This is a genomic window from Fodinibius salinus (genome assembly GCF_008124865.1).
GTDB classification, from domain to species: domain Bacteria; phylum Bacteroidota; class Rhodothermia; order Balneolales; family Balneolaceae; genus Fodinibius; species Fodinibius salinus.
In genome coordinates, this window is record NZ_VNHY01000001.1 from 912,833 (window position 1) to 926,642 (window position 13,810).

At 43.0% G+C, this 13,810-nt stretch carries 12 protein-coding genes; 9 read left to right on the plus strand and 3 right to left on the minus strand.

Annotated elements, in window-relative coordinates:
* Window positions 1-327: 327 nt before the first annotated feature.
* The gene (gene add / locus LX73_RS04160) at window positions 328-1,317 is read right to left on the minus strand and encodes an adenosine deaminase (RefSeq protein WP_148898204.1); all 990 of its coding nucleotides are present in this window, start codon (window positions 1,315-1,317) and stop codon (window positions 328-330) included.
* 193 nt (window positions 1,318-1,510) lie between these two features.
* On the opposite strand from add, the gene LX73_RS04165 reads away from it, so the two are divergent.
* The 5 genes from LX73_RS04165 (at window position 1,511) to LX73_RS04185 (ending at window position 7,239) form a co-directional block, all read left to right on the plus strand.
* Entirely contained in the window at window positions 1,511-3,403 is a 1,893-nt protein-coding gene (locus LX73_RS04165; RefSeq protein ID WP_148898205.1) for an ABC-F family ATP-binding cassette domain-containing protein, read from the plus strand.
* Window positions 3,387-3,659, plus strand: a complete 273-nt coding sequence (locus tag LX73_RS04170) for a Smr/MutS family protein (protein WP_246138159.1) — start codon at window positions 3,387-3,389, stop codon at window positions 3,657-3,659. The genes LX73_RS04165 and LX73_RS04170 overlap by 17 nt, the downstream gene beginning before the upstream one ends.
* Before the next feature lie 1,214 nt (window positions 3,660-4,873).
* A complete protein-coding gene (locus tag LX73_RS13255) occupies window positions 4,874-5,569 on the plus strand; it encodes a MutS-related protein (RefSeq protein WP_425461086.1) in 696 nt (231 codons plus the stop codon).
* Window positions 5,570-5,584: 15 nt separating this feature from the next.
* Window positions 5,585-6,553 carry a threonine/serine dehydratase gene (locus LX73_RS04180; RefSeq protein ID WP_148898208.1) on the plus strand — a complete coding sequence of 323 codons (969 nt, stop codon included), beginning with the start codon at window positions 5,585-5,587 and terminating at the stop codon, window positions 6,551-6,553.
* A gap of 17 nt (window positions 6,554-6,570) precedes the next feature.
* Window positions 6,571-7,239 (plus strand): SIMPL domain-containing protein, encoded by a 669-nt coding sequence (locus LX73_RS04185; protein ID WP_148898209.1) that lies wholly within the window; start codon window positions 6,571-6,573, stop codon window positions 7,237-7,239.
* A 125-nt stretch (window positions 7,240-7,364) separates the two neighbouring features.
* Here the strand turns inward: LX73_RS04185 and LX73_RS04190 are convergent, their stop codons facing one another.
* Together LX73_RS04190 and LX73_RS04195 are read right to left on the minus strand one after the other, a co-directional pair.
* Window positions 7,365-8,294 (minus strand): PIG-L family deacetylase, encoded by a 930-nt coding sequence (locus LX73_RS04190; protein WP_170245574.1) that lies wholly within the window; start codon window positions 8,292-8,294, stop codon window positions 7,365-7,367.
* Window positions 8,295-8,332: 38 nt separating this feature from the next.
* The gene (locus tag LX73_RS04195) at window positions 8,333-8,965 is read right to left on the minus strand and encodes an arylesterase (protein ID WP_148898211.1); all 633 of its coding nucleotides are present in this window, start codon (window positions 8,963-8,965) and stop codon (window positions 8,333-8,335) included.
* Between the two features lie 118 nt (window positions 8,966-9,083).
* Between LX73_RS04195 and LX73_RS04200 the strand changes: the two genes are divergently transcribed.
* From LX73_RS04200 to corA, 4 genes are all read left to right on the plus strand, one after another.
* Window positions 9,084-9,803 (plus strand): ABC transporter ATP-binding protein, encoded by a 720-nt coding sequence (locus tag LX73_RS04200; protein WP_148898212.1) that lies wholly within the window; start codon window positions 9,084-9,086, stop codon window positions 9,801-9,803.
* 18 nt (window positions 9,804-9,821) lie between these two features.
* Window positions 9,822-12,368: an ABC transporter permease gene (locus LX73_RS04205; protein WP_148898213.1), complete on the plus strand. Its 2,547-nt coding sequence runs from the start codon at window positions 9,822-9,824 to the stop codon at window positions 12,366-12,368.
* Between the two features lie 7 nt (window positions 12,369-12,375).
* Window positions 12,376-12,549, plus strand: coding sequence for a hypothetical protein (locus LX73_RS12925; protein ID WP_170245575.1), 174 nt, complete (start codon window positions 12,376-12,378; stop codon window positions 12,547-12,549).
* 75 nt (window positions 12,550-12,624) lie between these two features.
* Window positions 12,625-13,737 (plus strand): magnesium/cobalt transporter CorA, encoded by a 1,113-nt coding sequence (corA, locus tag LX73_RS04210; RefSeq protein WP_148898214.1) that lies wholly within the window; start codon window positions 12,625-12,627, stop codon window positions 13,735-13,737.
* Window positions 13,738-13,810: the final 73 nt, after the last annotated feature.

Below are 13,810 nucleotides of genomic sequence, written 5' to 3' on the forward strand. Positions count from 1 at the left end.
TCCTTAATAATATCCTGTCTTTTATTAGCTTGGCATATATTTTCTTTAATGTGATATCATTAAATGCCCCTGGCAGGCTTCGGTGAGCCGGCTAGTGCCCAATTTGTTTTCTGGGTGCCAACTGGTAAACTGCAATCGTATTCACACTAGCCTGTGCGCTGGTTAAGTATAGCCTGGTTATGCTCCATAGCTTCAGCAACGGGGCGCGTAGTGGCCCGTAAAAGAGTTAAATACTGCTGACTCAACTAAACACGGTGGGGTTTATATCCCACCTTTTAATAAAACATATGCTTGGCGCAAGTTTTATTAAAAGCTGTGTTCAACCCATTAACACTTATAAGCCTCTATTATCTCTTGACGTAATTGCTTTTTAATCTTCTCAGTCGTAAAAGCATGCTCAATAGCCGCTAAATTACACTCAATAAGCTGGTCTTTATCCCACTGAAACACATTTTGAAGTTTCTGATATTCCTCTGTGAGCGTCACGTCTGAAATGGTCCGCGTATCCGTATTGATGCTCAGCGAAACGCCAGACTCAAAAAGCATATCTACGGTATGGTCCGTGATTCCTTCATACACATTTGTCTGAATATTACTAGTGGGACACACTTCTAGGTGAATATCTTGTTTCTTTAATATCTTCAGCAGGTCCTCGTCTTCAGCACTACGCACACCGTGGCCAATACGCGCCGGTTTAAAATATTCAAGTGTCTCCTGCACACTGGCTGCCCCGCGTGCTTCTCCCGCATGAGCCGTACAATTAAGACTATGCTCATCCGCATATTCAAAAGCTGAAATATGATTATCAATTGGAAAGCCCGCCTCGTCAGCAGCAATATCAAACCCCACCACACCGGTATCGCTAAACTGCTCTACCAGTTTTACCGTATGCATGCTTTGGGCCTCGGAGTAATGGCGAAGCGTACACAAAATTATACCTGCTTCAGTACCTGTCTCCCCTATTTGATCAACGACTGCTTCACTCACTGTTTCTACAACTTCCACGGCCGACAATTCGCCCTTTGTATGCTCCAGCGGCGCAAAACGGAGTTCTGCATAGATTACATGGTCAGCCTGTAGCTGTTTAAACAAGTCTTCAACAACTAATGTTAATGCCTCTTTCGTTTGCATCAGCTTGATGGCTTCCTGCGAACGACTGATATAATCCGCCAAATCACGACACTTATCAGGAGCTACAAATGAATCTCTATATGCTGATTTGCTGATATCCGGATTGAGCTTGCTAACTACATCATAACTCAGTGAGCAATCCAGATGGAGATGCAATTCTATTTTTGGTAAGGAAGAAAAGTCCATATAAGAATATATTTTTTGTGGCTCAATAAAACAATGATCTACTGTTTCTTGCAAGCCTAATTTTAGGCGGGCATCTATTACACAAATTCAATTTATCCAGCGTTTCTAAGTGGCCTGATCGTTCCTTATTTTTATAAATTGCATGCAACATTTTTCTCGATCAAGATCGGAACTACACCATTTATAGAAAATCATGACCTTTCTTTCTACCGAAAATTTATCTAAGAGCTACGCAGATAAAACGCTTTTTGAAGGACTCTCATTTGGCATTTCTGAAGGAGATAAAACAGCACTCATTGCCGAAAACGGATCGGGGAAGTCCACACTACTGCAAATTCTGGTGGGTGATGAAACAGCCGACAACGGGAAAGTGATGGTACAAAACGGCGTCAATATCGGCTTTCTGGAACAAGATCCCCAGCTTAATGAGGATATGACAATACGCTCCTATATTGCGCAAAGTGATAATGAGATGGTGCAGCTCATCCAAAATTATGAACAGGCTGCCCAAGCACAGGCAGAAGATTATAATGCAGAAACACAAGAAAATTTTACACAGGCTGCTGCCGCCATGGATGCCGCCGGTGCCTGGGATTATGAGCAGCGGATGGAACAAATTTTGGGACAACTTGATATCCATAATCTTGACCAAGAAATTGCTACGCTTTCCGGAGGACAGCGAAAACGCGTGGCCCTGGCCTTTGTACTGCTCGACGATCCCGATATGCTAATCCTTGATGAGCCTACCAATCATCTGGATGTAGCCATGATTGAATGGCTCGAAAGATATCTCCAAAAGAGCAACCTAACCCTCCTTATGGTAACCCACGACCGTTATTTCTTGGATCGTGTATGCGACCATATCATTGAGCTCGAAGGTAACAACCTGTATCATCACGAGGGCAATTACCAATACTTTTTACAGAAACGTGCTGAACGACGCAAAATCGAGCGCAAGCGGGCTCATAAAGCCAATCAGCTGTATAAAAAAGAACTGCAGTGGATGAGGCGATCGCCCAAAGCACGAACGACAAAATCAAAATCGCGGATTGACGATTTCAAGGATCTGAAAGATAATCTTGATGACGGTCCCGATGATCCGGAGCTGCGCCTACAAATGGATATGAGTCGGATGGGCGGTCAAATACTAGAGATGCTCAATGTATCCAAAAGTTATGGCGACGAGCAGATTCTGGATAGTTTCTATTATGATTTTGAGAAGGGTGAACGTATCGGCATTATTGGCAAAAATGGGGTAGGCAAAAGTACCTTTCTTCAAATGCTAACCGGCGAAGAACCCATCGATTCGGGAAAGCGAAGAGTGGGCAAAACTATTGTATTCGGGCATTATCGCCAAGAGGGACTCGATTTTGACGAAGATCAACGGGTGATTGACGTGATACATAGCGTTGCCAAAGTCATTAAGCTTGAAAGCGGCAAAAAGATATCGGCCTCCAAGTTTTTAACTCATTTCATGTTTACGGATGAGATGCAATATACCCCCGTCAAAAAACTCAGCGGTGGTGAAAAACGCCGACTCAGCCTGATGATGGTATTACTCGAAAACCCAAATTTCCTGATTCTTGACGAACCCACCAATGATCTTGATCTACTTACGTTAAATAAGCTTGAAGAATTTTTACTGGATTTTCCGGGCTGCCTGATTCTCGTATCCCACGATCGCTTTTTTATGGATAAGCTGGTGGAACATTATTTTGTGTTTGAAGGTAATGGTCAAGTTCGTGACCACCATGGTACCTACGAAGAATATCGCAATCAGCGCAAAAAAGAGCTGTCTCAACAATCTGCATCCGAGAAGTCATCAGCTTCCAAAGATAACAGCAATAAACAATCACGGTCTTCTGGAAATGACAACACACTTAGTTACAATGAAAGACGTGAATACAATAAGCTCGAAAACAAGATTGATGAACTCGAGGAACAAAAAAAGCAGCTGGAATCCGAAATGAGCAACGGCGACTTGGATCACAAAGAACTACAGGAAAAGTCGGACCAGTATGAAGAGTTAAAACAAGAACTTGAAACCAAAACCGAACGGTGGTTTGAACTTGCCGAACGAGCCTAACCATATTCCCATCAACGGTGTGCTCGACCTGCACAAATTCCGTCCTGATGAACTGGGTTCGCTCATCCCCACTTATATTGACGAATGCCTGAAAGAAAATATTTATAAAATCCGAATTATACACGGCAAAGGTACCGGCAATCTGCGCCGTTCGGTACATGCCCTACTCGACCGAAATTCACATGTACAAAGTTACTCCCTGGCAAGCGATCGCAGCGGATGGGGAGCTACGGTAGCAACATTAAAAAATGATTAGCAACTAGCTGTTATTTTTCTCATCCTTTCTATATCCTTCAACCGAGTTTACCTTCAATTAGTTAAATTATGAATACCTACAGCCGCAATTCTTTACAACAGGCGTTAAAGAATCAGATCCGCCGTCTTAGTAATAAAACAGAAGAACTTGATCAGCTGAGCAGCCGTCTTTCTATGGTACGGCTCGGTACATTTGTCGGCGGTTTGACCCTAATTTACTTGGCGGGCACCTTTGGTCCTGAGTGGCTTTTTTGGCTTAGCGTAGCAGCATTTATAGGTGGATTCTGGAAGCTGGTGAACCTGCATAATCACGTTGATCGTGCTGTTGAGAAATTTACGATCTGGAAGTCAATCCGCAGCCAGCATTTTGCACGACAACAGCTGAACTGGGACAAAATTCCGGAACATAATATCTCGGAAGATTATGAAAACCATCCCTTTGCCTATGATTTAGACCTTATTGGCCAACATTCTCTCTTACAGCTCATAGACAACGCTACGTACAACGGCAGCACTGATCAACTGTGCAAATACTTGTTAAATAGAGAAGCTGACTGGGACAAAATTGGGAATCGACAGGCCATCATTAAAGAGCTGGTCCAAATACCTCAGTTTCGAGATCAGCTGCATCTTCGAGCTAAAATTGGTAGCGAAAAAGAACTTGAAACAGATTGGTCGCTCGATGAACTTCGTACATATCTTCATCAATCGGAGGAAGTTAATTATACCCTTTCTCTCGCTGTGCTGGGATTTCTATCGCTATGCAACATAACCTTGGGTATACTTTACCTGGCAGGAATCATCAATCCCTATGTTATTTTCAGTTTTATACTGTACTTGGTGATCTACAATTTTAACAGTAAAAAAGTATCGGGATTATATGAGGAGTCGCACCAGATCAAAAAATTACTTACCCAATTTAATGCCGTCCTCAACTTTCTAGAAAATTATAACTACGCTAACCAATCTCATCTTAAAAAGTTTTGCCGGATATTCTGGAAAAATGATCATTCACCGTCGAAATATGTGAACAAAATTATTCGCATTGCCGGTGCGGCTTCATCACAACAAAGCGAAGTAATTTGGGCGCTGCTAAATTTCCTGGTGCCCTGGGATTTATACTTTACCCAAAAATTAAGCTCTTACAAGAAAGAGCTAGCACCCTACTTCTCAGAGTGGGTTGACGATGTGTATAAACTGGAGGCCTACTGCTCCATGGCAAACTTTGCGTGGTTGCATCCCCATTATAATTTTACACTGCCCGATAAAGATGCTGAAAAACCGTTTTTAGCAACCAGTCTCGGCCATCCACTTATCCCAGAAGAACAAAAAGTAACTAACGATGTTTCAATAGATCAGAAAGGGAATATTTTGCTTATCACCGGCTCAAATATGGCCGGTAAAAGTACTTTCCTGCGGACCATGGGCATTAACCTGGCACTTTGCTTTGCCGGCGCTCCCGTTAATGCCAAAACATTGTCAACCATCCCTTTTCGGTTATTTTGCAGTATCAATGTCAGCGATTCGCTGGATGACGGGCTCTCTCATTTTTATGCCGAGGTTAAAAGACTGCGCGAGCTACTTAACTTACTGAATGACAACCACCAAACGCCAGTCTTTTTTATGGTCGATGAAATCTATCGCGGTACAAACAATCGCGAGCGCCTGCAAGGCAGCAAAGCTTTTCTGAAACAGGTAGCCGGGAAAAATGGCGTGGGGCTTGTTTCAACTCATGACCTGGAATTGGCAGGGCTCGAAGAAGAAATACCACAGCTAAGCAACTATCACTTTGCCGAAACGCTGGAAGACGATAAGATGAGTTTTAAATATAAACTAAAACCCGGTCCTTGTCCCACAACGAACGCCCTCAAAATTATGGAGATGGAAGGACTGCCCACCTCAACAAATTAAAGACACTGAGGAATAATGAATCTCTTACAAGAAATTGACAGTGCATATCGACGCATTAAATCTGATATTCTGCATACTCCCCTCCTCTACTCCAATTGGCTTAGTGATTATTGTGAGGGTGATATATATCTAAAGATGGAAAGCGAGCAAATTACCGGCTCCTTTAAAGCGCGGGGTAGCCTCAACAAATTGAAATGGATACAGGATCAACAATTAGATGCACTGCCAGTCACCGCCTCTACTGGCAATCACGGCCTCGGTTTTGCCCGGGCATGCGACCTCTTGGATATCAACGGGAAAGTTTTTTTACCCCATAATGCAGTTTCTTCAAAAGTTGAAAGTATTCGGGCTTATGATGTAGAGCTGGAGTTTCATGGTGATGACCCATACACAACAGAAACCTATACGCGAGAACAAGCCGAAGAAAAAGACTGGATCTACGTATCACCCTATAACGACCGGCAAATTATTGCAGGACAGGGAACCATCGGTATTGAAATTCTGGAAGAGCTTTCTGATGTCGATAATATCTTGGCCACAGTGGGCGGTGGCGGACTTATCAGCGGTATTGGAACGTATATAAAGCATCAATCAGCAGGTACCAAAATCATTGGCTGTCAACCGGAAAATTCTCCCGAAATGACTATGAGCGTTCGTACCGGTGAATACCAAGAAATAACATCAAAGCCAACGCTCTCAGACGGCTCGGCCGGTGGGTTCGAACGTAACTCAGTCACTTTTGATCTCTGTAAAAAGCTTGTCGATGATTTTATCTTAATTTCTGAAGACGAAATTGCCAATGCCATTCGTTCTATGATTAAGCATCACAGCAAATTAGTGGAAGGTTCCGCGGGCGTGGCCATTGCCAGCCTGCTTAAACATCCCGGACGGTTCTCCAATCAAACGACTGTCATTGTAGTCTGTGGTGCCAATATTTCATCCGATAAATTGCAATCTGTGTTATGTGACACCGATAAATCCTAATCTATTTTTTTGGACTTATGAGAGTTTTAACATTTGCCCTGTCGCTATTTGTACTCGCTGGAACCGTCCAAGCCCAAAACGAAATTAGTATTAATGCAACAGCTGATGTTGCCGTCCCGGCGGATGAAATATCATTCCAGATAACATTAAACGCACAAGCGCCTACTCCTCAAGAAGCATACGGGATTCACCAGAAACGGGAACAAGTGCTCATAGAACAACTGAAAAAGCATGAGATTAGTGAAGAAGATATTCATTTTAAACCTGTTAGCATACGCAAAAGCCACAATAATAACTATCCCAAGGGGGAACGCCAGCAGGTCCAAACCCAACAAAATGTAACCCTATCGCTAAGTGATTTTGATACGTATGAACAAATACAAGTTACGTTAATCGAAAATGGGTTTGATCAGTTTAGCGGGGAGTTTTCATCAAGTAAGTCTAAAAAAGCAGAAGAAGAGGCACTCAAAAAAGCCCTGAAAATTGCCCGTCAAAAAGCGAATATTATCGCATCAGAGACGGGATTAACCATCTCGGGCATCAAAAATGTGAATTACAATTATGACCATTCTCCCTCGCCTTCTATTGCAATGCGGTCACAATCAACAGCCAGCCTAATTGAGGAATATGATCAGTCGGTAAGTATCTCAGCCAGAATATCAGTTACCTATAATTTTGATGAGTAACAGATAACATCTCTTATTAATCGTTACGTGACCTACTCCTCTTCTATTATCCCTTTAGGAACCAAAGTTGGCCTGTATAAAATCGGCAACAAACCGTTCATATATTTTTAAAAGGACCAACCATTCTATTCGTTATCAAAATCTATATCGGGATTCCGATAAATAGGTACTTCGTTAACAGCTTCAAAAAAGGTGTGTGCTTTCTCAATGCGCGCCGAATCATTCATGGCATAGGGCCAGTACTGCTCAACATTGCCACGCCCCATCAGCAGCTGCATGGTGCCCTGTGATTTGTGCTCGGCAATTACCCAGCTAGCAATAATCTTGTAGTTCAACCGCTCCTCGTGGCCAAATGTTTGCCGCCTATCAAACTGCAGGGGGCTTTCTTCCACCGCTAGTTTTGAAATTGGGTACCCTTCTAACTGTGTATAAGAAGTCGAATCATCCACTGATGATGTGATATCCGTAGCCAGCACAGTGGGTCGTTCATCTTTAGGAAGTTTTTTAATCGCGCGCAATGCTAAAATGGCTGATGCTTTATGATGAGCATGCGTATCCTCAGACGGGGTCATCGTAAATACGAAATCGTACTGCTCTTGTTTTAAAATATTCTGCAATCGACGGATAACGATTTTTGTATCCCACCTTTTCAAAGGATTATCAATGTCTTTTGAATATTCTTTATCCACTTGGTCAAAAAAGAAATAGTTCCGCAATCCCACGATTTTTCCGCCGGCCATCAGCTCGCGCTTGCGGATACCGGGTAAATAAGCTCGTCCCACTTCCTCTTTATCCAGCTCCCGGTTGTAAATAAAGTTACCCAGCGTAGAATATTTATAACCACCTTCTCCATTGGTCATTAGTGCTAAATCAACTACTCCATTCAACAAATGCGTAGTCTTGAATACTGTAGCTGAAAAAAGAGCATCATCATCAGGGTGAGCCGTTACCAGCAAAACTTTAGGTTTATAATCAAGCTCTTGCGCATCGGCTGGACTACCAATGACAAATATCCCCAGAAGTAAAAAACAAAAAAGATAACTTAACTTGCGCATAACAAATGAACTATATGGTCTGATTAATTTTGTGATACTCATTTATTCATATTTAAAAGCATCGGCTTCAAGGTATCCCAAACCGTTTGTGCCAAAATTTTATGGCCCTGAGCAGTGGGATGAATACCATCAGCTTGCATGAGGTCGGAATCTCTGGCTACTCCTTCTAATAAAAATGGGATAAGTTTTGCATCATTTTCTTCTGCCAATGCGGGATACATCTCTTTAAACTTTTTGGTGTACTCAGGACCCAAATTGGGAGGAACTTCCATACCGGCAATGATTATTTTTGCGTTGGGATACTTTGCTTCTACTTTATCAATAATTTTTTGCAGATTCTTCTTTGTGGCATCCAAATCTATCCCGCGCAGTCCATCATTGCCACCAAGCTCCAGCATAAATACCGACACCGGCTGGCGTAACATCCAATCTACGCGGCGCAATCCACCGGCAGATGTTTCGCCACTCAGACCCGCATTTATAGCATTGTAATCCCAATTGAGAGAATCAATTTTGTGCTGTATCAATGCCGGAAATGCCTTTTCTTTAGTTATACCATTGCCTGCTGTTATGCTGTCTCCAAAAAATAATATGCGGTTTGATGAATCTTGAGCAGATAAGCTAATTGACAGTAAAAAAGATGCAACGAAAAAGACTAAAAATCGTTTCATTATTCTAGATCAGGTATTAGAGAATTATATCCATGGATGATACCAACGCAGAGTACCTCTGAATGATTCATCCGTCCCAATATGTTATAATCGGTAATCAATATTACAAAAAATTTTTATGCAGAAAGACCCGATACTCAAAGTTACGAATCTTACACAACAATTCAGCAGTGGCGATCATACACTTACTGTTATTGATGATGTTAGTTTTTCAGTTCAAAAAGGTACCAGTTGTTCTATTGTTGGTCCATCAGGCAGTGGAAAAACTACTCTTTTAGGACTCTGCGCCGGTCTGGATCGCCCCACCAGCGGGCAGATCATCCTGAATGGTACAAATCTCAACCCATTAAATGAAGACCAGCGCGCCGAAATTCGCAATAAGCACGTGGGGTTCGTTTTTCAAACTTTTCAGTTGGTGCCTACCCTTACCGCCCTAGAAAATGTGATGGTACCTCTCGAACTGAGAGGAGAAGAAAGATCTGAAGTAGAACACGATGCCAAAGATTTACTGCAGGATGTTGGGCTTGGCGACCGCATGGATCATTATCCGGCGCAACTCTCCGGTGGCGAACAGCAGCGAGTGGCCATTGCACGAGCTTTTATCAACAAGCCGCGCATTTTATTTGCTGACGAACCTACCGGTAATCTCGATACTGACACAGGCAGTACCATAGAAAAGTTACTCTTTGATCTGAATGAAGCTATTGGCACTACGCTGGTGCTGGTAACGCATGACCTGTCTCTGGCCAAGCAATGCCAGCGTATGATCAGCCTGGAAAATGGCCAAATTTTTGATGATGAATGGATTGCCGACTCCCAATCAGCCCAACTAATCTAAAGATTTTTATACCCGTTTATGTCTTCATTCTTCTCTAAATGGTCATGGAAAATGGCCTGGCGCGACGCTCGTTCAAACAAAAAGCGGCTTTTTATCTATATCTCAGCCATTATTATTGGTGTGGCAGCTCAAGTGGCTATTACCTCATTCAGAGACAGCCTGAACAATACCATCGACAACCAATCCAAGGAACTGTTGGGCGCCGATCTGGAAATTGAAACAGAAAAACCACCCCCCGACACCCTTACTACCTATTTTAATTCGCTGGGCGGTGAACAGGCTACCATCACACAATTTCCGTCTATGGTGCTACTTCCCAAAACCGGATATACCCGTCTGTCGAATATTCGCGCACTCAAAGGTGACTTCCCATTTTACGGCAAACTGGAGACTATACCATCATCAGCTGCACAATCCTTTAAGACTGACTCATCAGCACTAGTTGATCAGGCATTGCTAACACAATTTGGGGCTGAAGTAGGAGACTCTATTAAAATAGGTGAAGTTACTTTTCCCATTGGCGGTGCGATAACCAAAGTGCCCGGCGAAGCAGCTGCAGCATCACTCGTGGGGCCGCGCATTTTTATCCCGCAGTCTATGCTAACCGCCACAAACCTTATCCAACCCGGCAGCCGCGTAGAGTATAAACAATATTTTAAGTTTGCTGACGGCCGGGCCATGAATCCTATAGAAACAGAACTTGATTCGCTCGAAAGTAGCCTTAATATGGATGTGGATTACGAGACGGTAGAAGAACGGCGTGAAGAAATCGGCGAAGCTATCAGCAATCTGGGCAAATTTCTTAATCTTGTTGGCTTTATTGCCCTGTTGCTGGGAGGCATTGGTGTAGCCAGTTCCATCCACGTGTATATCAATCAAAAGATTAATACGGCATCGGTTCTGCGTTGCTTCGGTGCGTCTTCGAATCAGACAATGAGCATTTTCCTCATACAAGCCGTCGTGCTTGGATTTTTGGGGGCCCTTACCGGCACGGTGCTCGGCGTGGGGATTCAATACTTGCTGCCTAGCTTGGTAAGCGATTTCCTGCCGGTAAATGTGGAGCTTACGATATCCTGGCTTTCTATTGGTCTTGGACTGTTCACCGGCACCGGGGTTGCGCTGGTCTTTGCCCTGCTCCCACTAATGGGGCTCCGAAAAGCTTCACCACTGTATGCCCTGCGTACCATCGAAGGATCCATTACCGAACTGCTATCCACCAAAACAAAATCAATTATCTATACTGCTGTAGTAATAACGGTGGTAGGCTACGCTGTCCTGCTTACCGGGGATTGGCTTATTGGCGGACTTTTTACGCTTGGCATGATCGGAGCATTTGCATTACTTCTTCTAGTCGCAAAAATGCTTATCAAATTAGTACGTCAATTTTTTCCCTCACACTGGCCGTACGTATGGCGACAGGGGTTAGCTAACTTATACCGTCCACACAATCAAACAGCCACGCTTATGCTCTCTCTTGGATTGGGGATGCTTTTGGTTAGCACACTTTATTTTAGCCAGGATATGCTAATGAAAGAACTTGATTTTGCTACTCGCGATGATGCTCCAAATCTTATCTTCTTCGATATTCAACCTGACCAAAATGAGGGCGTCAACCAGCTTTTGAAGGATAACAATTTGCCTGTACTACAAAACGTACCCATGGTTACCATGCGGCTGGATTCCCTGCGAGGACGCAGCACACAGGCCATCGACGATGATTCTACTAATAATGTACGCGACTGGGCGCTGCGCCGTGAATATCGTTCCACCTATCGCGATTCGCTCATCGACTCCGAGACCCTGACCCAAGGCAAATGGATTGGCCAAACACCTGATACCGGACGTGTCCCCATTTCGGCAGCCAAAGAAATTGCTACGGATCTCAATCTTTCTATCGGGGATTCCCTTACCTTTGATGTACAGGGTGTACCCGTCAAGGGTTATGTGGCCAGTATCCGCAAAGTTGACTTTCAACGGGTCCAACCTAATTTCTTTATGCTCTTCCCGACTGGTGTACTCGAACCGGCCCCCCAAATTTATGTAACCATCTCCCGTGCCGCAAATGAGGATATTTCCGCTTCCGTCCAGCAGGCCGTGGTACAAGAATATCCCAATATTTCGGCTCTTAATGTGGGACAAATCTTGGAAACCATTAATCAATTTATTGGCAAAATATCATTTGCCGTGCAGTTTATGGCGTTGTTTAGCATTATCACAGGACTCATTGTCCTGGCCAGTTCTGTAGCTACCAGCCGATTCCAGCGTATCAAAGAAAGTGTACTGCTGCGTACTCTCGGTGCCAGCAAAAAACAAATCATCCAAATACTATCCGTGGAATACCTCTTTCTGGGAATCCTCTCTGCACTTACGGGACTAATATTATCCATCGGCGCCACTTGGCTGCTGGCATATTTTTACTTTGACATCACCTTTACTCCGAACCTGTGGGTTATTTTGATTGGCATACTTGCAGTTACTGCTCTAACAATCTTCATTGGGATGATCAACAGCCGCAGCATCTATACCAAAACACCGCTCAAAGTACTTCGCCTGGAAACTACCTAAAGCTAATATGATGAATATTTCCCAACGAACAAGTCTTATATCAGGCATCATTTTAGTGGTTTGCCTGCTCATAGCAGTCTTAACCTATTATTACACCGGCCAAATAGTTATTGCCATCTTCTTTGCCCCACCCATCATCCACTGGATCCTAAAAAAACGACAAAAGTCATCGGATAGTTAATATCCTAAGCACATTTGTTAATAGAAGTAAGCTTACTCATATTACAGTAGTGTTAATCTTATATTAATCGTAGATATGAGTACTAAAAAAACGTTTAGCCATTTTTTACCTGATATTCGGTTGCCCTCCCGGAAACAGAAAGATGCCGGTGCTGCACCGGGAACTATCGAACATATTGGTGAACGCCATCTCGACGAAGTTCAAATAATCGTTCGTGACTATGATGAGAACCAGTTAAATGTAGAATCTGTTCCCGATATCCATAATGTGCAGCCCTTTCTTGAAGCCGCATCCAACACATGGATTCAGGTTAGTGGCCTCCACGATACCGATAAATTGACATCCATCTGGGAGTTTTTTGACCTCCATCCCCTTATTCGGGAAGACATTGTTAATACAGCTCAGCGTCCCAAAGTAGAATTCTATGATAACTGTGTGTTTTTCGTAATGCGCATGCTCAATTATTCGGATCAAGAACTTACGGCTGAGCAAATAAGCATCGTCCTTGGCAACGATTTTGTGTTATGTTTTCAAGAGACAGGCGAAGACTATTTCAATCCTATTGTAAAGCGGTTATCTACCAAAGATGCACGTATCCGCAAGCAAGGTACCGATTATCTTACCTATGCACTTATCGATACTGTAGTAGATTATTATTTTAATATCATCAATCATTTAGCCGATGAAATTGAACAGGTAGAAGATGAACTGCTTGAAGAATCAGACACTGAGCAGTTAAATCAGATCCACAAACTGCGCAGAGAAATTATCTTTTTCCGCAAATCCATCTGGCCACTGCGTGATGCCGTTAACGCAACCATTCGCGACGAAACAACCTTTATAGAAGATAATACAAAAATATATCTGCGGGATGTATATGACCACATGATTCAGTTGATTGACAATATTGAACATTACCGCGATATGATGCTGGGCATGCATGATATGTATATGTCACAAGTCAGTAACAGGATGAATGAGGTAATGAAAGTACTAACGATTATTGCCACTATTTTTATTCCCCTGACTTTTATTGCCGGCATTTACGGGATGAACTTTAATCCCGAAAACAGCCCTTATAATATGCCGGAACTCAGCTGGTACTGGGGGTATCCTGCATCACTGGGTTTTATGACCATTATCGCTCTAATTATGATCTATTATTTTAAACGAAAAGGCTGGTTTTAGTTTTTTTTCAAACATTATCACCTTTAATAGAATAATTATTTTTTTCTGATAATTGATTATCTTATCTAATAAC

Coding starts and splice junctions, on each gene's coding strand:
- add (WP_148898204.1), bottom strand. CDS start 1,317: ATGGACTTTTCTTCCTTACCAAAAATAGAATTGCATCTCCATCTGGAT.
- LX73_RS04165 (WP_148898205.1), top strand. CDS start 1,511: ATGACCTTTCTTTCTACCGAAAATTTATCTAAGAGCTACGCAGATAAA.
- LX73_RS13255 (WP_425461086.1), top strand. CDS start 4,874: ATGGCAAACTTTGCGTGGTTGCATCCCCATTATAATTTTACACTGCCC.
- LX73_RS04180 (WP_148898208.1), top strand. CDS start 5,585: ATGAATCTCTTACAAGAAATTGACAGTGCATATCGACGCATTAAATCT.
- LX73_RS04185 (WP_148898209.1), top strand. CDS start 6,571: ATGAGAGTTTTAACATTTGCCCTGTCGCTATTTGTACTCGCTGGAACC.
- LX73_RS04190 (WP_170245574.1), bottom strand. CDS start 8,294: ATGCGCAAGTTAAGTTATCTTTTTTGTTTTTTACTTCTGGGGATATTT.
- LX73_RS04195 (WP_148898211.1), bottom strand. CDS start 8,965: ATGAAACGATTTTTAGTCTTTTTCGTTGCATCTTTTTTACTGTCAATT.
- LX73_RS04200 (WP_148898212.1), top strand. CDS start 9,084: ATGCAGAAAGACCCGATACTCAAAGTTACGAATCTTACACAACAATTC.
- LX73_RS04205 (WP_148898213.1), top strand. CDS start 9,822: ATGTCTTCATTCTTCTCTAAATGGTCATGGAAAATGGCCTGGCGCGAC.
- LX73_RS12925 (WP_170245575.1), top strand. CDS start 12,376: ATGATGAATATTTCCCAACGAACAAGTCTTATATCAGGCATCATTTTA.
- corA (WP_148898214.1), top strand. CDS start 12,625: ATGAGTACTAAAAAAACGTTTAGCCATTTTTTACCTGATATTCGGTTG.